The sequence below is a fragment of the Streptomyces phaeofaciens genome, assembly GCF_014648915.1.
GTDB classification, from domain to species: Bacteria; Actinomycetota; Actinomycetes; order Streptomycetales; family Streptomycetaceae; genus Streptomyces; species Streptomyces phaeofaciens.
The window spans coordinates 58,983-81,232 of record NZ_BMSA01000011.1; the positions used below are offsets into that span (position 1 = coordinate 58,983).

Consider the following 22,250-nt stretch of genomic DNA (forward strand, 5'->3'; position numbering starts at 1 on the left):
CCGGGCCGGTGCTACTGCGTGTTCCTCAGCGCGGTTTCGAGGATCGCGGCGCCCTCCTCGGCCTCCGCGACGGTCAGGGTCAGCGGCGGCGCGATCCGCAGGGCGCTGGTGTCGTGCCCGCCGCCCTTGCCGATCAGCAGGCCGCCCGCGCGGGCCGCCTCCAGCACGGCGGTGGCCCGGTCCGGGTCGGCGGTGTCGGTGCCGGGTCTGGTCAGCTCGACGCCGATCATCAGTCCGCGCCCGCGTACCTCCCGGATGCCCGGGTCGTGGGCGGCGACGGCCCGCAGCCGCTCGATGAGGAGGCCGCCGACCCGCCGGGCGTTGCCCTGGAGGTCGTGTTCGAGGAGGTAGGTGAGGTTGGCGAGGCCGGCCGCCATGGTGAGCTGGGTGCCGCCGAAGGTGGAGATGCTGTTGGCGTCGAGGCAGTTCATGATCTCGGCGCGGGCGATGACGCCGCCGATGGAGGTGCCGTTGCCGATGCCCTTGGCGAAGGTGACGATGTCCGGCGGGCCGCTGCGGCCGTGTGCCTGCCAGCCCCAGAAGTGGTCGCCGGTGCGGCCCCAGCCGGTCTGCACCTCGTCGGCGATCCACAGGATGCCCCGCTCGTGCAGCACCTCGCGGAAGGCCGCGTACAGGCCGTCCGGGGGCGAGGTGAAGCCTCCGACGCCCTGGACGGGCTCGGCGATCAGGGCGGCGGGCGGGCGGGTGTGGCCGAGGAGGTCCTCGAGGTCGTCGACGCAGGCGGCGATGAACGCCTCGTCGCTCAGCCGGGCGAACGGGCCGCGGCCGCGCACCCCGCCGTGCACGTAGAGCGTCTGGAGCGGGGAGAGCGAGGTCGGGGACCAGCCGCGGTTGCCGGTGATGCCGACCGCGCTGAAGGAGCGGCCGTGGTAGCTGTTGCGCATCGCGAGGATCGTGTTGCTGCGCCGGTGGGTGGTGGCGAGCAGCAGCGCGGTGTCGTTGGCCTCGGTGCCGGAGGTGGTGAAGAAGACGCGGGCGTCCGGGATGCCGCTGAGCTGGGCGATGCGTTCGGCCAGCTCCACCATCGGGCGGTTGAGGTACAGGGTGGAGGAGTGGACGATCCGCCCGGCCTGCTCGCTCACCGCCTTGGTGACCTCGGGCAGCGCGTGCGCCGTCATCGTGGTCAGGATCCCGCCGAAGAAGTCGAGGTACCTGGTGCCGTCGGCGCCCCAGACGTACCGTCCCTCCCCGTGGGTGATCTCCAGGGGCTCCTCGTAGTAGAGGGCCAGCCAGTCCGGCAGGACCCTCCGGTGACGCGCGTACAGGTCGCTCACGGCTGCACCAGCCCTTCGTAGGCGTCCGGGCGGCGGTCGCGGTAGAAGGCCCACTGCTGCCGCACCTCTTCGATCAGGTCGAAGTCCAGGTCGCGGACGACGAGTTGCTCGCTCCGGTCGCTCGCGATCTCGCCCACGAACTCGCCTCGCGGGTCGACGAAGTACGACGTCCCGTAGAAGTCGTTGTCCCCGTACTCCTCGACTCCCACACGGTTGATCGCCGCGACGAAGTACTCGTTGGCGACGGCCGCCGCCGGCTGTTCGAGGCGCCACAGGTGGCTGGACAGGCCCCGGTGGGTGGCGGACGGGTTGTAGACGAGCTGGGCGCCGTTGAGCCCCAGCTGCCGCCAGCCCTCGGGGAAGTGGCGGTCGTAGCAGATGTAGACGCCGACCTTGCCGACGGCCGTGTCGAAGACCGGCCAGCCCGCGTTCCCCGGCTTGAAGTAGTACTTCTCCCAGAAGCCCTTGACCTGCGGGATGTGGTGCTTGCGGTACTTGCCGAGGTAGGAGCCGTCGGCGTCGATCACGGCGGCGGTGTTGTAGTAGAAGCCGGACTGCTCGATCTCGAACACCGGGACGACGATCACCATGCCGGTCTCGCGCGCCAGCTCCTGCATACGACGTACGGTCGGCCCGTCCGGCACCGGCTCGGCCCACCGGTAGTGCTCCGGTTCCTGGACCTGGCAGAAGTACGGGGCGTTGAAGACCTCCTGGAACCCGATGACCTTCGCGCCCTGCCGGGCCGCCTCGCGCGCGTGCTCCTCGTGTTTCGCCACCATGGACCCGGTGTCACCGGTCCAGGTGGCCTGGACCAGTGCGGCACGTACGACGTTGGCCATGAGCTGCTCCTTCGACGGGACGTCAGAGCCTCTACGCCCGTAGACGAAGGTCGTAGAGGGACGAACGTAAGCCTCCAGGAGGGGCTTGCCAAGACCATCGCCGTTAACCCGCGGAGTCGATCGCGTTTCACACTCCGGTGGGTGAGCCCGGCGCCGGACGGCGTAGCGGCGCGGCCGCGGTCAGGTGGTGAGGCCGGCCACCCGCAGGGCGTGGACCAGGTCCCAGTGGCGCTGGTCGGAGACGCCCCGGGCGGCCTCCAGCAGCAGCGGGACGAGGGAGCGGGGGTCCGGTGCGACGCTGCGGGCCGCCTCCTCGGGGGTGCGGACCCGGACGTAGGCGTCCAGCAGGGCGCGCACCTCGCGGTGGCGCCCCACCTCGACCAGCGCCAGGACGGCCTGTCCGATCTCGGCGGCGGGGCGGGCGACGCCCTGCCGCAGGATCTGCTCACCGTCGGCCGTGCGCCCCACGGCGGCCAGGGCGTCCGCGGCGGCGACCAGCCGGTCGGCGGGCAGGGAGGCGGTCTCCCACAGGAGGGTCGTCCAGTCGGCGGAGAGCCCGGCCCGCTGGAGTTCGGCGGCCAGCAGCGGGATCCGGGCGGCGGGCCAGTGGGCGCACTCCACGAGCAGGGCGTGCGCCTCGCCGCTGCGGCCCTCGGCGCGCAGGGCCACCAGCCGCTCCACGGCCTCGACGGTCTCCCGCCGGGCCTCGGCGCCCAGCGGCTCCCGGCGCGGCTCGGACCGCTGCTCCACGGTCTCGGCGGCCGCCCCGGCGAACCGGGCCCCGCGCGGCGACCGGCGGCCGGTGGGCGCGGGCGCGCGCGGCGCGGACGGCTCGGGGGCCGGGGGTTCGGCGACGGGGGCGGTCTCCTCCTCCACCATCCCGGCGAAGCGGGCACCGCCCCGGCGGCGCTTGCGCTGCTTGGGGACGGAGGCGGGGGTGTCCGGCTCGGGCTCGATCCGGGGTTCGCGTGCCCGCTCGGGATCGCCGGCGGCGCCGGGCCCGCCCCCGGGTGCCCGGTTGTCGTATGCGGCGACCGTGGGCCCGGGCTCCGCCGGGCCGTGTTCGCGCGCCTGCCGCCGGGCCGCCGCCCGTCGGTCGAACTCCGCTATCCGGTACCGGAGTTCGGTGCACCGGGCGGTGGCCCGTTCATGGTCGTCGTGGGCCCAGGCGAGGTCGAGGCGGAGGGCGTCGGCCTCCTCGCGGGTGCCCGCGGCGGAGAGCCTGCGCCCCAGTTCGGCCTGGCGTTCGACGGCGTAGCGCTGTTCGCGGAGCATCACGTCGAGCCGGTCCCCGAGGGCGTCGCGGCCGCCGGGCCGGGCGTCGTGCGCGGCGAGGGCGGCGCCGTGCAGGGGCCTCACCCGCTGCGCCTCCTGGGCGGCGGCCGGGGTGCCGTGCTCGGTGGCGAGGTCCTGGAGCAGGGCCTCCACCACGTCCCAGGGCGGCACCTCGCGCCCGTCGAGGCAGGCCCGCATGCCGTCGGGGTCGCGCTGCCAGAACACGGCGCACCAGCCGGCGCCCTGGTCGAGGCGCGCCAGCAGCCCGTTCAGGTAGTTCGCGAACTCCCGCACCCGGCCGGGGAGTTGATCCAAAGTCATCGCCCAACTCCCGCCCGACCGGAACACTCCGACCCGTAAGAAAACACCAGTTGTGTTACAGCGCGGCTACGGCGAGTTTTCGAAGGGGACGCGACGGGCTCCCGCCCCGGCCGGGGGAGCGCCGGCGTGCCCCGGGCCCTCACGCGGCGGCGAGCACGCACGCCCCCGCCAGCTCGTCCATGGACAGTCCGAGCGCGCCGGCCAGCGCGGCGACGGTGAAGAAGGCCGGGGTCGGGGCCCGGCCGGTCTCGATCTTACGGAGGGTCTCGGCGGAGATGCCCGCGATCGCCGCGATCTCGGTCATGCTCCGGCCGCCGCGGGCTTCGCGGAGCAGCCGCCCGAGCCGCTCGCCGCGCTCGCGCTCCTGTGGGGTCAACGGGGTACGCACCATGCCGTCATTCTAATACCGGTATAGTAATTGGCATGGTGGAACTCAAAACCGACACATCGATCGACGCCATGTACGAGGCGGGCCAGGTCGTCGCACGAGCCCTGACGGCCGTGCGGGACGCCGCCGACGTGGGCGTCTCCCTGCTGGAGCTGGACGAGCTGGCGCACGACGTCCTGCGGGAGGCGGGGGCCACCTCCCCCTTCCTCGGCTACCGCCCCTCCTTCGCCCCGGTGCCCTTCCCCGCGGTGCTCTGCGCCTCGGTGAACGACGCGATCGTGCACGGCATCCCCACGGGCTACCGGCTGCGCGACGGCGACCTGCTCTCGGCCGACTTCGGCGCGCGGCTGAACGGCTGGGTCGGCGACTCCGCGCTCAGCCTCACGGTGGGCACGCCCCGCCCGGCGGACGTCCGGCTGATCGAGACGGCCGAGCGGGCCCTCGCGGCCGGCATCGAGGCGGCGGTCGTCGGCAACCGCATCGGCGACATCGCCCACGCGATCGGCACGGTGTGCCGCACGGCGGGCTACGGCATCCCGGACGGCTTCGGCGGCCACGGCGTGGGCCGCCATATGCACGAGGACCCCGGGGTCCCCAACGAGGGCCGCCCGGGACGCGGGCTGCGCCTGCGCCACGGCATGGTCATCGCCATCGAGCCCATGCTGATCGCGGGCGGCACCGACGACTACCACGCGGCCCCCGACGGCTGGACCCTCAAGACGAACGACGGCTCCAGGGCGGCCCACGCGGAACACACGGTGGCGATCACCGACAGCGGACCCAGGGTTCTGACCGAACGGCGCTAGGGCGGCCCGGCGAGGGGCGCGAGGGCGCGAGGGCCGTATCGACGAGCGGCTCCACCGCGTGGGCGCGACCGTCCACGCGGGCCCCGCCCCGGCCCGCCGCACGCGAGCGCCCCGAGGGACACGCCGCAGGGCTTCCGCAGGACATGCCGCCCAAATCGGAACGTGCCAAGGTGGTGTAACCGCCCCAGCCGAGGGCACCCGGCCCCGCACGTCGATCGATCGGAACGCCATGACCAGCGGCTACCCCAGCCCGGAGGGCTACGGCGACCCCTTCGGCGAATTCCTGGCCCGCTTCTTCGGCGGGCCCCGCCCCGGCCCCCGCCAGATCAACATCGGCCAGCTCCTCAGCCAGCCGGCCCGGGACCTGGTCCGCGGCGCCGCCCAGTACGCCGCCGAACACGGCAGCCGCGACCTGGACACCGAGCACCTGCTGCGCGCGGCCCTCTCGGCGGAGCCGACCCGCAGTCTGCTCAGCCGGGCCGGCGCCGACCCGGACTCCCTCGCGACGCAGATCGACGAGCGCTCGGGCCCGGTCCAGCACCTGCCGGGCGAGGCGCCCCCGCCGACCTCGCTGTCCCTCACCCCGGCCGCCAAGCGCGCCCTGCTCGACGCCCACGACCTGGCGAGGTCCCGCGGCGCCGGCCACATCGGCCCGGAGCACGTGCTGAGCGCCCTCGCCTCGAACCCGGACTCCGCCGCCGGGCACATCCTCAACGCGGCCCGGTTCGCGCCCGTGGGCCTGCCGCCCGAGGCCCCGGAGACCGCGCAGGCCCACCCCGAACGGCAGCGGCCCACCGGCACCCCCACCCTGGACAAGTACGGCCGCGACCTCACCGACCTCGCCCGCCAGGGCGGTATCGACCCGGTGATCGGCCGGGACGACGAGATCGAGCAGACCATCGAGGTGCTCTCCCGGCGCGGCAAGAACAACCCGGTGCTGATCGGTGACGCGGGCGTCGGCAAGACGGCCGTCGTGGAGGGGCTGGCGCAGCGCATCGCCGACGGTGACGTGCCGGACGTCCTCGACGGCCGCCGGGTCGTCGCCCTGGACCTGACGGGCGTGGTGGCGGGCACCCGCTACCGGGGCGACTTCGAGGAGCGGCTGAACGCCATCGTCGGCGAGATCCGCGCCCACTCCGACGAGCTGATCGTGTTCATCGACGAGCTGCACACCGTCGTCGGAGCGGGCGGGGGCGGCGAGGGCGGCTCGATGGACGCCGGGAACATCCTCAAGCCGGCGCTGGCCCGGGGCGAACTGCACGTCGTGGGCGCGACCACGCTGGAGGAGTACCGCAGGATCGAGAAGGACGCGGCGCTGGCCCGCCGGTTCCAGCCGATCCTGGTCCCCGAGCCCTCGCCGGCGGACGCGATCGAGATCCTGCGTGGGCTGCGCGACCGCTACGAGGCCCACCACCAGGTCCGCTACACCGACGAGGCACTGGTCGCGGCCGTGGAGCTGTCCGACCGCTATCTCACCGACCGGCGGCTGCCCGACAAGGCGATCGACCTGATCGACCAGGCGGGCGCCCGGGTGCGGCTGGGCGCCCGGACCAAGGGCACGGACGTACGGGCCATGGAGCGCGAGGTGGAACGGCTGGTCCGGGACAAGGACCAGGCGGTCGCCGACGAACAGTACGAACAGGCCACCCGGCTGCGGGACCGGATCACCGAGCTGAAGGGGCGGATCTCCGAGGAGAGCGGCGAGGACGCGGCCGACGAGGGTCTGGATCTGGAGGTCACGGCGGAGGCGGTCGCCGAGGTGGTGTCCCGTCAGACGGGCATCCCGGTCGCCCGGCTCACCCAGGAGGAGAAGGACCGCCTGCTGGGTCTGGAGGAGCATCTGCACGAGCGGGTCGTCGGCCAGGAGGAGGCCGTACGGGTCGTCGCGGACGCGGTGCTGCGCTCGCGCGCCGGGCTGGCCAGCCCGGACCGGCCGATCGGCAGCTTCCTGTTCCTCGGGCCGACCGGCGTCGGCAAGACGGAGCTCGCCCGGGCGCTCGCGGAGGCGCTGTTCGGCAGCGACGAACGCATGGTCCGACTCGACATGAGCGAGTACCAGGAGCGGCACACGGTCAGCCGGCTGGTGGGTGCCCCGCCCGGATACGTCGGGCACGAGGAGGCCGGGCAGCTCACCGAGGTGGTGCGCCGGCATCCGTACTCGCTGCTGCTGCTCGACGAGGTGGAGAAGGCGCATCCGGACGTCTTCAACATCCTGCTCCAGGTCCTCGACGACGGGCGGCTCACCGACTCCCAGGGCCGCACGGTCGACTTCACCAACACGGTGATCGTGATGACCAGCAACCTGGGTTCGGAGGCGATCACCCGGCGCGGGACCGGCGTCGGCTTCGGCGCGGGCGGCGCGGCGGCGGACGAGGAGGAGCGGCGCGAGCGGATCCTGCGGCCGCTGCGGGACCACTTCCGGCCGGAGTTCCTCAACCGCATCGACGAGATCGTGGTCTTCCACCGGCTCACCGCCGGGCAACTGCGGCGGATCACCGACCTGTTGCTGGAGAAGACCCGGCGGCTGCTGCACGCGCAGGGCATCGGGGTCGAGTTCGCGGACGAGGCCGTCGACTGGCTGGCGGAGCGCGGCCACGAGCCGGAGTACGGTGCCCGGCCGCTGCGCCGGACGATCCAGCGCGAGGTGGACAACCAGCTGTCCCGGCTGCTGCTCGACGGCCGGCTGGCGAAGGGCGAGCGGGTGCGGGTGGAGGTGGAGGACGGGCGGCTCGCGTTCCGTACCGGGCCGCCCGTCCCCACCGCCGAACTATGAGGCCGGGTGGACCACCTGCGCCGAGCCGCCGCCCCGGCGGACGGTCTCGGCGGCGGCCAGCCACTTGCCGTTGGGCAGCCGCTGGACTCCGGTGGCGGCCCCGATCTCGGGGTTGAGCCGGAAGGAGTGCCCGATCTTCTCCAGCTGCGCCCGTACCTCGCTGTCGTAGAGGCCGGGTTCGAGTTCGGTCTGGGCCGCGTTGCGCTGGCTGGCGCGGGGTGCGGCGATCGCGTCCACGAGCGGCAGGCCCCGGTCGAGGAATCCGGTGAGGGTCTGGAGCACGGTGGTGATGATGGTCGCGCCGCCGGGCGAGCCGAGCGCGAGCACCGGCCTGTCGTGCCGGTCGAGGACGATCGTCGGGGAGATCGAGGACCGGGGCCGCTTGCCCGGGCCGGGCAGGTTCGGGTCGTGGACGGCCGGGTTGGCCGGGGCGAAGGAGAAGTCGGTCAGCTCGTTGTTGAGGAGGAAGCCCCGGCCGGGCACGGTGATGCCGCTGCCGCCGGTCTGCTCGATGGTGAGCGTGTAGGCGACGACGTTCCCCCACTTGTCGGCGACGGTGAGATGTGTGGTGTTCTCGCCCTCGTACGTGGTCGGCGCCGCCGTGCCGCCGGTGGCGCAGGCGGCCGGGTGGCGGGGGTCGCCGGGCGCGACCGGGCTGGTGAGCACCGCGTCGTCCCGGATGAGGCAGGCGCGCGAGTCGGCGTACCGCTGGGACAGCAGTTCCTTGGCCGGTACGTCCTCGAAGGCGGGGTCGCCGACCCAGCGCCCGCGGTCGGCGAACGCGATCCGGCTCGCCTCGATGTAGCGGTGCAGGTACTGCGCGTCGGTGGCCCGGGAGAGGTCCGTGCCCTCGAGGATGTTGAGCGCCTCGCCGACGGTCGTGCCACCGGAGGAGGAGGGCGCGATGGAGTAGACGCCGAGACCGCGGTACGTCGTCCTGGTGGGCGCCTGGAGCTTGGCGCGGTAGGCGGAGAGGTCGTCGGCGGTCAGCTTGCCGGGGCGGGCGTTCCAGGTCGAACCCGGGTCCACGGGCGGGTGGTTGACGGTGTCGACGACGTCCTCGCCGATGGCGCCCCGGTACAGGGCGCGGACGCCCTTGCGCCCCAGTTCGGCGTAGGTCGCGGCGAGGTCGGGATTCTTGAACGTCGAGCCGACGACGGGGAGTTGCCCGCCCGGCAGGAACAGCCGCGCGGTGTCCGGGAAGTAGCGGAAGCGGGTCTCGTTGGCGGCGGTCTGGGAGCGGAAGGTGTCGTCGACGGTGAAGCCGTCGCGGGCCAGGCGCTCGGCGGGCTTCAGGAGCGTGCCGAGCTTTCTGCTGCCCCAGCGGTCCAGTGCGGTCGCCCAGGTGGCGGGGGTGCCCGGGGTACCGACGCCGAGGCCGCTGCTGACGGCGTCGGCGAAGGCGAGCGGCTTGCCGTTCTCCAGGAAGAGTCCGGAGTCGGCGGTCAGCGGCGCGGTCTCGCGTCCGTCGACGGTGTGCACCGTGCGGGACCCGGCGTCGTAGTAGACGAAGTAGCCGCCTCCGCCGATGCCGGAGGAGTAGGGCTCGGTGACGCCGAGGGCGGCGGCGGTGGCGACGGCCGCGTCGACGGCGTTGCCGCCCTTCCTGAGCACCTCGATGCCGGCGGCGGAGGCGTCCGCGTCGACGCTGGCGACGGCACCGCCGTAGCCGACGGCGACCGGTACCTTGTCGACCGCCGTTCTCTGGGCGGCGGGTGGCGCCGCCGCCCCCACCGAGACCACGGCGGCCGAGACCGCCAGGACCGACAGTTTCCGTGCGACAGGGCGACGCATCCGTACCTCCAGTCCGGGACCGTCCGCGCAGCGTAACCACATCGCGGGGGCCCCGACAGGGCGCCTCGGGGCACTGTCATACGACTGCCACACCTCGAACACGGGTACGTCCCTCGCATGATGGACCGCTACCATGCGCGCCCATGAACGACGACGTGCGCAATATCGTCCTGGGTGTCGTCGCGGCGGGTATCAGCGCCGCGCTGGGCTGGGTCGCCCGGACCTATCTGTGGCGCCGGAAACTCCGGCGCAAGCAGGCCTTCTTCGGGCTGCCCGAGAACTCGGAGTCCCTGCTCGTCGTCAACCGCGACGCGGGCAGCGCCGACCTCGCGGTGCACCGCCACGACGTGTTCGCGCTCCTGGAACTCGCCGCGCTCATCAAGGACTGCGGCGCAGGCGCCGAGGTGGTCACCCAGGACGCGGCCAGACAGGGGTTCGGGGAGCGGACGGAGTTCTGCGTCGGCGGTCCGGGGTCGAACCGGCGCATGGCGGCCCACCTCAACGCCATGCTGCCCGGGGTGCGGATCAACACCGACCCGGAACCCGGCCCGGACAAGCTGGCGTTCCAGATCGGCGCCGAGCACTACCGGATGGAGCCGGGCGTCACCGAGTACGTCCTGCTGGCCCGGCTCACGGCCGGCCGGCGGCACGCGACACGGCCGGTGTTCCTGTTCTGCGGCCAGCGCGCGATCACCAACCAGGCCGCGACCCGCTACCTCGTCCGCCATCACGAGCGACTGGCCCGCAAGCACGGGAACCACTCGTTCGTCCTGCTGCTGAAGGTCATCAACTCCCAGGCGTACGGCCCCGATGTGGTCGAACTGGTCGAGGACGTGACACGGGCCTCCCAGGCTCCGCTGCCTGAAGCAACAATCGTTACTGCCACGTAACTTACCGACGGGTTACCTTCGGTACGGACCGGAGGTTACCGTCGGGTCACTTTGCATTGAGGCATGTCGAGGAGTGACCCGTGGCACGACCGCCCCGCAAGGCCCTGCGCGCGACCGCCGCGGGCGTCCTCTCCGCGTCCCTGATCGCCGGGGGTGTCCTCGGGGCCGCGCCCGCCGCGCAGGCCGCCACGAGCGACGTCCGGTACGTCGACATCGCGGGGGACGGCGGCACCGTCCTCAAGGCGAACGTCGTCACCCCGGCCGGCGCCGACGGCACCCGCCGCTACCCGCTGGTCGTCCTGCCGACGAGCTGGGGCTTCCCCCAGGTCCAGTACCTGGCCCAGGCGAAGAAGCTCGCCGAATCCGGTTACGTCGTGCTCAGTTACAACGTGCGCGGCTTCTGGCAGTCCGGCGGCGAGATCGACGTCGCGGGCCCGCACGATGTCGCCGACGCCTCCAAGGTGGTCGACTGGGCGCTCGCCCACACCCCCGCCGACCCGCGGCACATCGGCATGGCGGGCGTCTCCTACGGCGCCGGGATCAGCCTGCTGGCCGCCGCGCACGATCCGCGCGTCAGGGCCGTCGCCGCGCTCAGCGGCTGGGGCGACCTGATCGACTCCATCTACTCCGGCCGCACCCAGCACCTCCAGGCGGCCGCCGTGCTCGACACGGCGGGCACGGTCACCGGCCGGCAGAGCGCGGAGTCCCGGGCGGTCTTCTCCGCCTTCTACTCCTCCGACCTGTCCAAGGAACAGGACATCCTCGCCTGGGGGAAGAAACGTTCACCCACGACCTACGTGGACCAACTCAACCGCAACGGCGCCGCGGTGATGCTCGCCGGCGGCTGGGGCGACACCATCTTCCCGCCCAACCAGTCCGCCGCCCTCTACGAGAAGCTGACCGGCCCGAAGCGGCTGGAGCTGCGCCCCGGCGACCACGGCACCGCCGAACTCACCGGCCTGTTCGGACTGCCCAACGACGTCTGGACCGACACCCGGCGCTGGCTCGACCGCTACCTCAAGGGCACGGCGAGCGGGATCGACACCGAACAGCCCGTGCAGCTCAAGTCCCGGTCCACACACGCGTACGAGGGGTATCCCGACTGGAAGTCGGTGAACGCCGACCGCGGGAAGATCGCCCTCGCGGGCACCACCACGATCCACACGAACGTCGACTCCGGCGCCGACGGCGGGATCGTCTTCCTCTCCAGCATCCTCGACCAGATCGCCCGGCTGCCCCCGGTCGCCTCGATCCCCCTGCTCCCCCGCGCCTGGGCAGCCGTCTGGCAGTCGGAGAAGTACGCCACCGCCCAACAGGTGCGCGGCACCGCGACGTTGCACACCACGGTCACCCCGACCAAGGAGAGCGGCACCCTCGTCGCCTACCTGTACGACGTGGGGCCGCTCGGCCTCGGCAAGCTGGTCTCGCACGCGCCGTACACCTTCCACGGGCGCACGCCCGGAAAGCCGTTCGGTGTCGGCCTGGAGCTGTACTCCACGGCCTACGACGTCCCGGCAGGGCACCGACTCGCCCTGGTCGTCGACACGGTCGACCCGCTCTACATCGAGCACAACCCGTCCGGCGCCCGGCTGACCTTCTCCTCGCCGCCGAACGACCCGTCGTACGTGTCGGTTCCGCTGCGCGAGCAGTGATCTCCGGCCGGTCGCCGGGCGGGTATGGCTCTGTGACTGCTGCCCCCTGCGACCGGGTGGCCGTCGGGGGTCCCCCACCCGGCAGCTGCGTCCCCGGTTACGCCGCGGCGGTCGCGACCCCGGTCATGGGGGATGAACGGCCCACTCTAGTCGCCCCCGTCAAGACCCGGGCACGCGAGCACCCGGCGGCCCCCGAAGGGCCGGGTGACGTCCCGCGGTTCGCCCGCCCGCCGGCCGCCCCCGCGGCCGCTCGGGACGGGGTACGGCCGTCAGGCCTCCGCCACCTCGCCGTACAGCTGCGACAGCTCGGGAACCCCGTTCACGGCCCACTCCTGACCCGCGGTCACGACATCGAACTCCCGGCCGGACAGCAGCCGGACGACGGGCTGTCCGTCCGGCCAGAAGTCCCACGCGGCACCGGGCACGGTGCGCACGATGACCGTGCCCAGATAGAGCCCGGCGTCGTTGCCCAGCCAGGGCAGGCTCTCCTCGTCGTCACGCCAGCGCGGCAGCAGCTGGTCCAGCGCCTCCAGCGAGGCCACCGTGTCGTCGAGCCGGACACCCGCCCGGCCCGCCTGGGAGCGCAGCAGCTCGCATTCGGAGAGGAGTTCGGCCACCCCCTCGGGGTCCGCGGCGAGCACGGCGTGACCGGCTTTCTTGCGCCTGTTGCCCAGGAAAGGGATGTTCATACGTCCAGCGTGTCATTCGCACCGACGTGCGCACCACAGGCGCGCGGACAGGCGCTTCCGGTCGAATTCCGGTGCCGGGCGCGCATGGCGCGTTGACCGGCGGCCCCCGGGTCCCTAGCGTCGCGAGCCGCTGTTGATCACCGTGCGCGGGAGGAGTCGGCGGTTGCGCCGAGGTGTCCGGAGATTTCCCCTGGTACTCGCCCTGTGCGGGCTCTTCCTGGCCCCGGCCGCGCCGGTCCGCGCGGCCCGGCCGCTGCCCCTTCCCCCGCCGCTGCCGCTGGCGGCCCTGTACGACAACGCGGCCCACACGGACCTGGACGGCGCGGGCAACGCCCTGCCGGCCGACGACCTCGCGGCCGCGGGCTGGACCCCGGGCCGTGAACTGAACGTCGACGGCGCCCGCTTGACGTGGCCGCGCCGTCCACCCGGCGCCCCCGACGCCCCCGACGCCCCCGACGCCCCCGACGCCCCCGACAACGTACGCGCCGCCGGACAGGCCGTACGCCTCGGCGGCCGCGGCGACGCCCTCGCCTTCCTGGCCACCGGCACCGCCGGCACGACCGTGGACGGCGTCGGCACGGTCCGCTACACCGACGGCTCCACCTCCGGGTACCGGCTCACCGTGCCCGACTGGCGCACCGGGCCGCTCGGCGCCAAGGCACTCGCCGTGGCCCACATCGACACCCCCGGCGGCCGGATCGCCGAGCGGGCCCGGCTGTACGTCGTGACGGTGCCGCTGGTCCGCGGGCGTGCGGTGGCCTCGGTACGGCTGCCCCTCGCACCCGACCTGCATGTGTTCGCGCTGGCGGTACGGGAGGCGGCGCCGGGCTGGACGGGCAGCTGGGCGGCGTCGGCGTCCGGGCTGCCTGCCGTGGGGCCGTGGACCGACCGGACGCTGAGGCTGGTGGTCCACACCTCGGCCGGCGGACCACGGGTACGGCTGCGGTTCGCCAACCCCTTCGCGTCCGCGCCGGTGCGCATCGGCGCGGCGACGGTGGCCCCCCGGGCCGCGGACGCCGTCGCGCGGGCCGTGCCGGTGCCGCTGTCCTTCGGCGGCCGGGCGGACGTCGAAGTGCCCGCGGGGGCGCAGGCGGTGAGCGATCCGCTCGCCTTCGCGGTGCCCGCCGGGGCCGATCTGCTGGTGAGCCTCCACCTGCCCGGCACCGTGACCTCGGCGCCCTCCCACACGCTCGCGGTGCAGCGGTCGTACCTCAGCGAACCCGGGGACCACACGGCGGACCCGGCCGGGACCGCGTACGGCACGACGGTGACCACCTGGCCGCTGCTGACCGGGGTGGACGTGGGCGGCGGGCCCGGTGCCGTGGTGCTGCTCGGGGACTCGATCACCGACGGCGACCGGTCGACGACGGACACCAACCGGCGCTGGCCCGACGCCCTGGCCGCCCGGCTGCGCGCGCAGGACGCGGTGCCGCGCTACGGCGTGCTCAACGCCGGGATCTCGGCGAACCGCGTGGTCGGCGACCGCTACCCCGGCGACGGCGTGTCCGCGGTCGCCGGCGGGGTCAGCGCCGTGCACCGGCTCGACCGGGACGTGCTCGCCCAGACCTCGGTCCGCACGCTGATCGTGTTCGAGGGCATCAACGACGTGCGCGGCGGGACGACCGCGGCCGAGGTGACCGCCGGGCTGCGGGAGATCGCCGGGCGCGCGCGGGCGCACGGCGTACGGGTGCTCGGGGCGACCCTGCTGCCGTGCGGGGGCTCCGCGAGGTACACGGCGGCCATGGAGGCCGAGCGGACCGCGGTGAACGCCTGGATCCGGGAAGCGGGCGCCATCGGCACGTTCGACGGCGTGCTCGACCTCGACCGGGCGCTGCGCGACCCCGCCGCCCCCGCCCGCATGCTGCCCGGGTACGACAGCGGGGACCATCTGCACCCCGGCGACGCCGGATACGCGGCGCTCGCCGAGTCGGTGGACCTGGCGCTGCTGTGAGCCGCCCGCGCTACACGTCGAGGTCGACCACGACCGGCGCGTGATCCGAGGCGCCCTTGCCCTTGCGCTCCTCCCGGTCCACGTACGCGTCCTTGACGGCCTGGGCGAACGGCGCGTTGCCGTACACCAGGTCGATGCGCATGCCGCGGTTCTTGGGGAAGGCCAGCTGGCGGTAGTCCCAGTACGTGAACGGGTGGTCGTACTTCAGGGGGCGCGGGACGACGTCCGACAGGCCGGTCTCGCGCAGGGACGCCAGAGCGGCCCGCTCGGCCGGGGTGACATGGGTGAGGCCTTCGAAGGCCGCCGCGTCGAAGACGTCGTCGTCGGTCGGCGCCACGTTGTAGTCGCCCAGGACCGCGAACGGGCGGCCGCCCCCCGCGTCACCCGCGACGGCCGCCTTCAGGGCCTCGAACCACTGGAGCTTGTAGGCGTAGTGCGCGTGCTCCACCTCGCGGCCGTTCGGCACGTAGACCGACCAGACGCGGACCGGGCCGCAGGTCGCCGAGATCGCCCGGGGCTCCTGCGCACCGTCGTAGCCCGGGTCGCCGGGCAGGCCCTTGACCACGTCCGCCAGGCCCACCCGGGAGAGCACCGCCACGCCGTTCCACCGGCCGGTGGCGTTCACCGCCGCCTCGTAGCCCAGCTCGCGCAGCTGGTCGAACGGGAACTGCGCCTCCGCCAGCTTGGCCTCCTGGAGGCAGAGCACGTCCGTGCCGCTGCTCTCCAGCCAGGCCAGCAGCCTCGGCAGGCGGGCGGTGATCGAGTTGACGTTCCAGGTCGCGATGCGCATGCCTGACAACCTACCGGGCACCACTGACACTCACACGGCGGTGGCCTCGCCGGGCGTCAGCCGCAGGTGCTCCGCGCCGCCGAGCGCGCCGATCTGGTTGTCGTAGATCGGGCGGGCCAGGTCGGTGAGGAGGGCGTCGTGGATGTCGTAGGCGCGCCGCGGCTTCACCTCGCGGACGTAGTCGATCACCTCGGAGATCTTGCTCCAGGGGGCCATGACCGGGAGCATCAGCGTCTCGACCGCGTGGTCGGGGACGGTGAGGGCGTCGCCGGGGTGGAAGACACGGCCGCCGTCGACGAGGTAGCCGACGTTGGTGATGCGCGGGAGGTCGGGGTGGATCACCGCGTGCAGTTCGCCGTGGACCTGGACGTCGAAGCCCGCTGCGGTGAAGGTGTCGCCGTGGCCGACCGTGTGGACCCTGCCCGGGAAGGCGGCCGAGATCTTCTCGGCCACGGACCGCAGGGTCCAGATCTCGGCGGCCGGGTTGGCGTCCATGGCCGTACGCAGCCGCTCCTCGTTGAAGTGGTCCGGGTGCTCGTGCGTGACCAGGATGACGTCCGCGCCGGCCGCGGCGTCCGCCTCGCTGAAACCGCCGGGGTCGAGGACGAGCGTGCGCCCGTCCTTCTCCAGCCGGACGCAGGCGTGCGACTTCTTCGTGAGCTTCATGGTCGTCATGGGTCCCATCCTGCCGCCGACGTCCGGCGGGCGCTCACTCCTGCGGAGTGGTCTCCTCCCGGATGATCTGCTGCGCCACCCGGAACGCGCTGTTCGCCGCCGGGACACCGCAGTACACGGCCGCCTGGAGCAGCACCTCCTTGATCTCGTCCGGGGTGAGGCCGTTGCGCAGCGCGGCGCGGGTGTGGAAGGCCAGCTCCTCCAGGTGGCCGCCGGCGACCAGCGCGGTCAGCGTGACGCAGGAACGCGAGCGCCGGTCGAGTCCGGGGCGGTCCCAGATCTCGCCCCAGGCGTAGCGGGTGACGAACTCCTGGAAGTCGCCGGAGAAGTCGTCGGCCTGCGACAGCGCCCGGTCCACATGGGCGTCCCCGAGGACCTCGCGGCGCACCTTCAGCCCGGCGTCGTACGGGTCGGGCCGGCCCATGGCCTGCGGCGGCTCCACCAGCGGGGCGGGCGCGATCTCCGCGATGGGCACCGGCTGCGGGGGCGCGGACACGACGGCCCGGACGGGGATCCCGGGCACGGCGGTCTGGCCGGTCGTGGAGTCGTGGGCGGGCTGCCAGGCGGTGGAGAAGTGCCGCACCAGCAGATCGGTGACGGCGGCCGGCTGCTCCACCGGAACCAGATGGGAGGCGCCGGGTACGACGGCCAGCCGGGCGTCCGGGATCCCGGCGACCAGGGTGCGCGCCTCGGCGGGGCCGGTGACCTGGTCGTCCGAGCCGACCAGGACGAGGGTCGGGACACCGATCAGGCCCAGCTCGGCGCGGACGTCGAACGCGGCGAGCGCCTCGCAGGCCGCGATGTAGCAGCCGGGGTCGGTGGTGCGCACCATCTGCACCGCCCACTCGGTGATCGCCGGCTGCGCGGCCGCGAACCCGGCGGTGAACCAGCGGTCGGGTGAGGTACGGGCGATGGGGTCGAGGCCGTTGGTCCGCACGATCACTCCGCGCTGACGGAACTCGTCGGCCGTGCCGAACCGCGGCGAGGCGGCGATCAGCGCGAGCGAGGCGACCCGCTCCGGGTGACGCAGGGCCAGTTGCACACCGACCCCGCCGCCGAGCGCGCAGCCCGCGTAGCCGAATCGCTGGACGCCCAGCGAGTCGAGGGTGGTGAGAAGGCGCTCGGCGAGGTCGGCGACGGAGCCGGCCGGATGGGCGGGGGCGCCGCCGTGGCCCGGCAGATCGTAACGGAAGACCCGCCATTGCTGGATGAGCTCGGGGATCTGACGGTCCCACATGTGCCAGGTGGTACCCAGTGAGGGACCGAGGATCAGGACGGGAGCCTCTTCTGGCCCGTCAAAGCGGTATTGCAGGGTGTTCGGTGGTGTCTCGCTCACCCGTCAGACCCTCTCATCTCTCACGGACGCCCCTATAACGGGGGGACGCTGGATGCCGTCCTGACCAGGTTGAAGACTTCTCGGGCGGCATATCGCTCGGGGCATCGGATGATCTCACGTCGTGTCTTGCCCTCTTGGGTGCTGCGTTCGTAGTACGCCTGGGTGCTGCTGGGGTGGAAGCGCAGCCGGGTGAACACGATGCGGTGCAGGGCCGCGTTGGCCTGCCGGTCGCCGCCATGGTCGAGCGGACGCGAGCTCCGCCGGCCCGAGGAGTATTCGAGGGGACTGACTCCGCACAGGGCGACGAAGGACGCCTCGGTGCTCAGCCGCTCGGGATCGTCTCCCATGGTGATCAGCAAGGTGACGGCACTGTCCGGGCCGATGCCCACCGGCACGAGCAGCTGCGGGGCGTGGCGTTCGGCGAGCTGGGTCAGGCGCTGATTCAGCCACGCGCCTACACGCCGCGTCACCAGAGGAAATGATCACGCCGCACACGAGACCGTGCGTGCCCGCCGACGCTGACGGGCACGCTCATCTCATGTTTCTGCCGATGGGTTCGCTGATTCGGCGGCACGGCGATATTCGGCGTTGAGGCGCTGGGCTTCCTCGAGTTGGTCTTCGAGGATGACGATCCGGCAGGCGGCCTCGATGGAGGTTCCGTGGTCGACGAGCTCCCGGGCGCGGGCGGCGATGCGCAGCTGGTAGCGGGAGTAGCGGCGGTGGCCGCCTGCGGAGCGCAGCGGGGTGATGAGGCGGGCTTCGCCGATGGCGCGGAGGAAACCCTGTGTGGTGCCGAGTATCTCGGCGGCCCGGCCCATCGTGTAGGCGGGGTAGTCGTCGTCATCGAGACGGCCGAACGTGTCGTCTGCTGTCATTGCACCTCTCTGTGGAACGCGTGGAGGGGCCTTGGCGCCGTACTGGCACCAAGGCCCCGAGGGAACTACTACACCATCTGCCGGCCCTGATACTGCACCGGCCCTGTGTTTCCGCGGACCCGACCGAAATGCTGTCGGGGGCGCGGGGATCGCGATTGCTTGACCGGAGACCACCTCACTATCGATGTCCTGCGGTACCCGGGTCCAAGATTTTTGCCCGGGCGATCCTGATGGCGCTCAGCTCCTCCGTTCTTCCCTCTTGATCAACTACTCACTGACTTCACTGCGGGTACTGCGAACTGCAACTGCGTGTACTACTGCCCGGCAGTTCATCTCTGCCGCGCTCGCTCGATCTCGGCTACGAGAGAAACCATAACCACACCGCCGCCCAATGTCTACTTCGGCTGGCATAGATTTCCGCGCGCTCGAGGATGAGGTAATCCGTCTCGACCTGTTGCTCGACCGGTCCCTGGATGGTTCTAGCAGCTCAGAGCGCTGTCATCACCGGCCGCCCGGCTCCCGAAGCGTCGTGGGGGCAGAGAGTGTCGGAGGTGCCGACGGATTCCGCCCGCTCGGGATCCCGGAGACAGGCGGGATGTACCGGGTTGCGATCGAGGACGTCAGCGCCTGGCCATGGGCGACTTCAGCTCCTCCGACCACTGAGCGACGGCGACGGGAACCGGCTGCACGCAGTGTGGGCCCGACCGGCGTACCGGTAGGGCCCACATTGCTGTTCAGGTGTCGGTTCGTGCCTGTTCCCCGGGTCAGACGGGAACGGGGGTGCCGAGCATCGCGGAGGCGTGCTGCATCGGGCTGAGAACGCCCAGAGGCGCGGCCTTGGGGACGGCGCGGCAGGTGAAGCCGAGCTGAGTCATGGCCCGCAGGACTTCGATGGCGCTGAAGTCACGGCGGTCCTGTCGCGTGACGACGTGTCCGACCTGCTTGACGGGATAGTGACGACGGCCAATGATCACGGAGCCCCCGGTGACCGGTTCGGGCTTGATGCCCTTCATCGATTCCAGCACGCCGCCCTTGGTGAGCTCGAAGGGGAAGCGGGCGATGACGCAGCGCATGGGGCCTCACAAGGGAGAAGGGGAGAACGGTCCGACCTGGGTGCGGCGGCTCAGCGGGAGAGAGCGAGGCCCAGGGCGCTGCCTTGCTCGTCGACCACCGGCAGGACACCGAGCGCACGGGTGCGCATCGCGTGCTCGGCTTCGGCCATCGTGGTCACGGGTGAGGTGAACGAGCCGTGGTCGCCGAGGATGTCGCGCAGGCGGACGCGGTCGGTGTAGGCGGCGCTGTCGCGGACGGTGGTGAGGTCGGTCCGGGTGACCAGGCCGGTGCGCTGGTCGTCCTGGTCGCGGACGACCAGTCGGCTCGTGCGGGCTGCGGCCATGAGGGCCAGCGCCACCTCGACGCTCATGTCGTCACAGACCTGCGGTCCGGCCGCGTCCAGGACCTCCTCCGCCGTTCTGTGCACGGGGTTGGCGTCCGCCGGGCGGGGCTGCGTCTGAATCAGCGTCAAAAGGTGCTTCCCACAGAGATGGACCGGGTTTCTGATCACGAAGGTCCTAGGCCGCCGCGCCGAGGACGGACGTGCGTACGGGCGCGCGCCGGGCCGTCGAAGAGGGGCGGCGCCGGCCTCGGGAGGTGGCGCTGCGCCTGGAGCGTTCGGCCACCGGTGCGGTGATGACGACCGGGATGCCGGAGGGGGCCTGGGCGCCGGTGATCCGGCGCAGGGCCTCGTCGCCCGAGTGGATCTGGGTGATCTGCGGCCGGATCCCGGCGTCCGACATGAGGCGCACCATACTGCGGCGCTGGTTCGGTGTGACGAGGGTGACGACACTGCCGGACTCGCCGGCGCGGGCGGTACGGCCGCCGCGGTGGAGGTAGTCCTTGTGGTCGGTCGGAGGGTCGACGTTGACGACGAGGTCGAGGTTGTCGACGTGGATGCCGCGCGCCGCGACGTTGGTCGCTACCAGCACGCTGACGTGCCCCGTCTTGAACTGCGCCAGCGTGCGCGTGCGCTGCGGCTGCGACTTGCCGCCGTGCAGCGCGGCGGCCCGTACTCCGCTGTTGAGGAGGTCCTGGGTCAGCCGGTCGACGGCGTGCTTGGTGTCCAGGAACATGATCACCCGACCGTCGCGAGCGGCGATCTCGGTCGTGGCGGTGTGCTTGTCAGCGCCGTGGACGTGCAGGACGTGGTGCTCCATCGTCGTGACCGCACCGGCCGAGGGGTCGACCGAATGCACGACGGGGTCGGTCAGATAGCGGCGCACCAGCAGGTCGACGTTGCGGTCCAAGGTGGCGGAGAACAGCATCCGCTGCCCCTCCGGACGCACCTGGTCGAGCAGCGCGGTGACCTGCGGCATGAATCCCATGTCGGCCATCTGGTCGGCCTCGTCCAGCACCGTGACGCCCACCTGGTTCAGCCGGCAGTCGCCACGGTCGATGAGGTCCTTGAGCCGGCCAGGGGTCGCGACGACGATCTCGGCCCCGCCACGCAGCACGCCCGCCTGCCTGCCGATCGACATCCCACCCACCACCGTGGCCAGCCGCAGCCTGACGGAGCGGGCGTACGGAGTGAGCGCGTCGGTCACCTGCTGCGCCAGTTCACGCGTCGGTACGAGGATCAGCCCCAGCGGCTGGCGGGGCTCAGCACGCCGTCCTGCCGTACGGGCGAGCAGGGCGAGGCCGAAGGCGAGGGTCTTGCCGGACCCGGTGCGCCCGCGGCCCAGGACGTCACGGCCCGCCAGGGAGTTCGGCAGCGTCGCGCCCTGGATCGGGAACGGCACGGTCACGCCCTGCCTGCCGAGTTCGGCCAGCAGCTGCTCGGGCATACCGAGATCGGCAAAACCTTCAACGGCAGGCAGCGCGGGGGTGATCGTCGTGGGCAGCGCGAACTCACCCTGCACCGGGGCGGGCCGACGGCCGTAACCGCCGGAACGGGCAGGCCCGCTGGAACGGCGCGGTGCCGGGGAGCCGAAGCGACTGCCGCCCTTCCCCGCGTCGGCACCGCCCTTACGGGTGCGGGCGGAGCGGTCGTTCGTATGTGTGCGGTTCATGCGGAACCTTCCTCGATGTGGCACATATCAAGGAATTCCCGCAGCGATGAGCGGCATGGAGAATTACAAGTATGGACCGGTAGCAAAAGAAAGCAATATGGCCGGCGGAAATCTCCGGGGCGCACGTGCTGAAATGAGTGACGCGATGGGGGTGTAAAACCCGGGCGTCGGCTGCGGTGCAGCTCTTCAGGATGCGCCTGTACCTCTGAACGAGGAGCCGCGCGTGGTGGGACTGCGGATTCCTCCGAGTCGTCCCGCGGGTGACATCACCGCGGGAGATGCATGCAGCTGGGCCCCGCACCCCGAAGGATGCGGGGCCCAGCTACAGATGGTGCGTGAGCGTCAGGCGGGAACGATGTTCTCGGCGGTCGGGCCCTTCTGGCCCTGCGCGATGTCGAAGTTCACCTTCTGGCCTTCGAGCAGCTCACGGAAGCCCTGCGCCGCAATGTTCGAGTAGTGGGCGAACACATCGGCGCCGCCACCGTCCTGCTCGATGAAGCCGAAGCCCTTTTCCGCGTTGAACCACTTCACAGTACCAGTAGCCATGTCATATCTCCTTTGGGGCAGTACATCGGCATCCGCATTGTGCGAACGCCGTGTCGCCGCGATGATTACCCCGCCCGGAAATGACCGGAAATACAGAAGCGCTCCCGACCGGCAGAAGCCTGGTGGGGGCACTTGAAGTTTTGGGAACCACAACTGCAACCGAGATCGACAGTAGCACGCCGGAACGGCCCGTGTACGTTGAATAATTCCACTCTGCTCTTCGCGGCAAAAACTCCCACTGCGCGGTCCGTCAAAATCTGATCTCCCGGGCACAGACATTGCTTCACTCG

20 protein-coding genes and 1 pseudogene are annotated in these 22,250 nt (G+C 72.2%); 6 read left to right on the plus strand and 15 right to left on the minus strand.

What is annotated here, in order from left to right:
• Positions 1-11 precede the first annotated feature (11 nt).
• From IE275_RS19580 to IE275_RS19595, 4 genes are all read right to left on the minus strand, one after another.
• Entirely contained in the window at positions 12-1,295 is a 1,284-nt protein-coding gene (locus tag IE275_RS19580) for an aspartate aminotransferase family protein (protein ID WP_189712623.1), read from the minus strand.
• Positions 1,292-2,134 (minus strand): nitrilase-related carbon-nitrogen hydrolase, encoded by an 843-nt coding sequence (locus tag IE275_RS19585; RefSeq protein ID WP_189712624.1) that lies wholly within the window; start codon positions 2,132-2,134, stop codon positions 1,292-1,294. The genes IE275_RS19580 and IE275_RS19585 overlap by 4 nt, the downstream gene beginning before the upstream one ends.
• 180 nt (positions 2,135-2,314) lie before the next feature.
• Positions 2,315-3,730, minus strand: coding sequence for a hypothetical protein (locus IE275_RS19590; protein ID WP_189712625.1), 1,416 nt, complete (start codon positions 3,728-3,730; stop codon positions 2,315-2,317).
• Between the two features lie 139 nt (positions 3,731-3,869).
• Positions 3,870-4,121, minus strand: coding sequence for a helix-turn-helix domain-containing protein (locus tag IE275_RS19595; protein ID WP_189712626.1), 252 nt, complete (start codon positions 4,119-4,121; stop codon positions 3,870-3,872).
• A 32-nt stretch (positions 4,122-4,153) separates the two neighbouring features.
• Here IE275_RS19595 and map point away from each other — a divergent pair, with 32 nt between their 5' ends.
• Together map and IE275_RS19605 are read left to right on the plus strand one after the other, a co-directional pair.
• Positions 4,154-4,924: a type I methionyl aminopeptidase gene (gene map, locus IE275_RS19600; RefSeq protein ID WP_189712627.1), complete on the plus strand. Its 771-nt coding sequence runs from the start codon at positions 4,154-4,156 to the stop codon at positions 4,922-4,924.
• 229 nt (positions 4,925-5,153) lie between these two features.
• A complete protein-coding gene (locus tag IE275_RS19605) occupies positions 5,154-7,697 on the plus strand; it encodes an ATP-dependent Clp protease ATP-binding subunit (RefSeq protein WP_189712628.1) in 2,544 nt (847 codons plus the stop codon).
• Here IE275_RS19605 and ggt read toward each other — a convergent pair.
• Entirely contained in the window at positions 7,692-9,491 is a 1,800-nt protein-coding gene (gene ggt / locus IE275_RS19610) for a gamma-glutamyltransferase (protein ID WP_189712629.1), read from the minus strand. The two genes, IE275_RS19605 and ggt, sit on opposite strands and share 6 nt — an antisense overlap.
• A 143-nt stretch (positions 9,492-9,634) precedes the next feature.
• On the opposite strand from ggt, the gene IE275_RS19615 reads away from it, so the two are divergent.
• Together IE275_RS19615 and IE275_RS19620 are read left to right on the plus strand one after the other, a co-directional pair.
• A complete protein-coding gene (locus tag IE275_RS19615) occupies positions 9,635-10,381 on the plus strand; it encodes a hypothetical protein (RefSeq protein WP_189712630.1) in 747 nt (248 codons plus the stop codon).
• A gap of 80 nt (positions 10,382-10,461) precedes the next feature.
• Entirely contained in the window at positions 10,462-12,033 is a 1,572-nt protein-coding gene (locus IE275_RS19620) for an alpha/beta fold hydrolase (RefSeq protein ID WP_189712631.1), read from the plus strand.
• A 269-nt stretch (positions 12,034-12,302) separates the two neighbouring features.
• On the opposite strand, the gene IE275_RS19625 is transcribed toward IE275_RS19620, so the two are convergent.
• Complete coding sequence (locus IE275_RS19625) at positions 12,303-12,722, minus strand: DUF6278 family protein (protein WP_189712632.1); 420 nt, start codon at positions 12,720-12,722, stop codon at positions 12,303-12,305.
• Positions 12,723-12,885: 163 nt separating this feature from the next.
• On the opposite strand from IE275_RS19625, the gene IE275_RS19630 reads away from it, so the two are divergent.
• Positions 12,886-14,673: an SGNH/GDSL hydrolase family protein gene (locus IE275_RS19630; protein ID WP_189712633.1), complete on the plus strand. Its 1,788-nt coding sequence runs from the start codon at positions 12,886-12,888 to the stop codon at positions 14,671-14,673.
• Between the two features lie 10 nt (positions 14,674-14,683).
• On the opposite strand, the gene IE275_RS19635 is transcribed toward IE275_RS19630, so the two are convergent.
• The 5 genes from IE275_RS19635 to IE275_RS19655 form a co-directional block, all read right to left on the minus strand.
• The gene (locus tag IE275_RS19635) at positions 14,684-15,463 is read right to left on the minus strand and encodes an exodeoxyribonuclease III (protein WP_189712634.1); all 780 of its coding nucleotides are present in this window, start codon (positions 15,461-15,463) and stop codon (positions 14,684-14,686) included.
• Positions 15,464-15,493: 30 nt separating this feature from the next.
• Positions 15,494-16,129, minus strand: a complete 636-nt coding sequence (locus IE275_RS19640) for an MBL fold metallo-hydrolase (RefSeq protein ID WP_189712801.1) — start codon at positions 16,127-16,129, stop codon at positions 15,494-15,496.
• A 43-nt stretch (positions 16,130-16,172) separates the two neighbouring features.
• On the minus strand, positions 16,173-17,474 hold the full coding sequence (gene pcaDC, locus IE275_RS19645; RefSeq protein ID WP_189712635.1) for a bifunctional 3-oxoadipate enol-lactonase/4-carboxymuconolactone decarboxylase PcaDC: 1,302 nt from the start codon (positions 17,472-17,474) through the stop codon (positions 16,173-16,175).
• 32 nt (positions 17,475-17,506) lie between these two features.
• Complete coding sequence (locus tag IE275_RS19650) at positions 17,507-17,944, minus strand: transposase (RefSeq protein ID WP_229870380.1); 438 nt, start codon at positions 17,942-17,944, stop codon at positions 17,507-17,509.
• A 66-nt stretch (positions 17,945-18,010) separates the two neighbouring features.
• The gene (locus IE275_RS19655; protein ID WP_189712636.1) at positions 18,011-18,349 is read right to left on the minus strand and encodes a MerR family transcriptional regulator; all 339 of its coding nucleotides are present in this window, start codon (positions 18,347-18,349) and stop codon (positions 18,011-18,013) included.
• 473 nt (positions 18,350-18,822) lie between these two features.
• Between IE275_RS19655 and IE275_RS19660 the strand changes: the two are divergent.
• A pseudogene (locus tag IE275_RS19660) lies at positions 18,823-19,012 on the plus strand (hypothetical protein); the annotation flags it as partial.
• Positions 19,013-19,113: 101 nt separating this feature from the next.
• On the opposite strand, the gene IE275_RS19665 reads toward IE275_RS19660, so the two are convergent.
• The 4 genes from IE275_RS19665 to IE275_RS19680 all read right to left on the minus strand — a co-directional run bounded on the left by IE275_RS19665 (position 19,114) and on the right by IE275_RS19680 (position 21,960).
• Positions 19,114-19,422, minus strand: a complete 309-nt coding sequence (locus tag IE275_RS19665; RefSeq protein WP_189712637.1) for an SCO5918 family protein — start codon at positions 19,420-19,422, stop codon at positions 19,114-19,116.
• Positions 19,423-19,472: 50 nt separating this feature from the next.
• Positions 19,473-19,874, minus strand: coding sequence for a CBS domain-containing protein (locus tag IE275_RS19670; protein WP_189712638.1), 402 nt, complete (start codon positions 19,872-19,874; stop codon positions 19,473-19,475).
• A gap of 46 nt (positions 19,875-19,920) precedes the next feature.
• Positions 19,921-21,414, minus strand: a complete 1,494-nt coding sequence (locus IE275_RS19675) for a DEAD/DEAH box helicase (RefSeq protein ID WP_189712639.1) — start codon at positions 21,412-21,414, stop codon at positions 19,921-19,923.
• A gap of 342 nt (positions 21,415-21,756) precedes the next feature.
• Positions 21,757-21,960 carry a cold-shock protein gene (locus IE275_RS19680; protein ID WP_042169227.1) on the minus strand — a complete coding sequence of 68 codons (204 nt, stop codon included), beginning with the start codon at positions 21,958-21,960 and terminating at the stop codon, positions 21,757-21,759.
• Between the last annotated feature and the right edge of the window lie 290 nt (positions 21,961-22,250).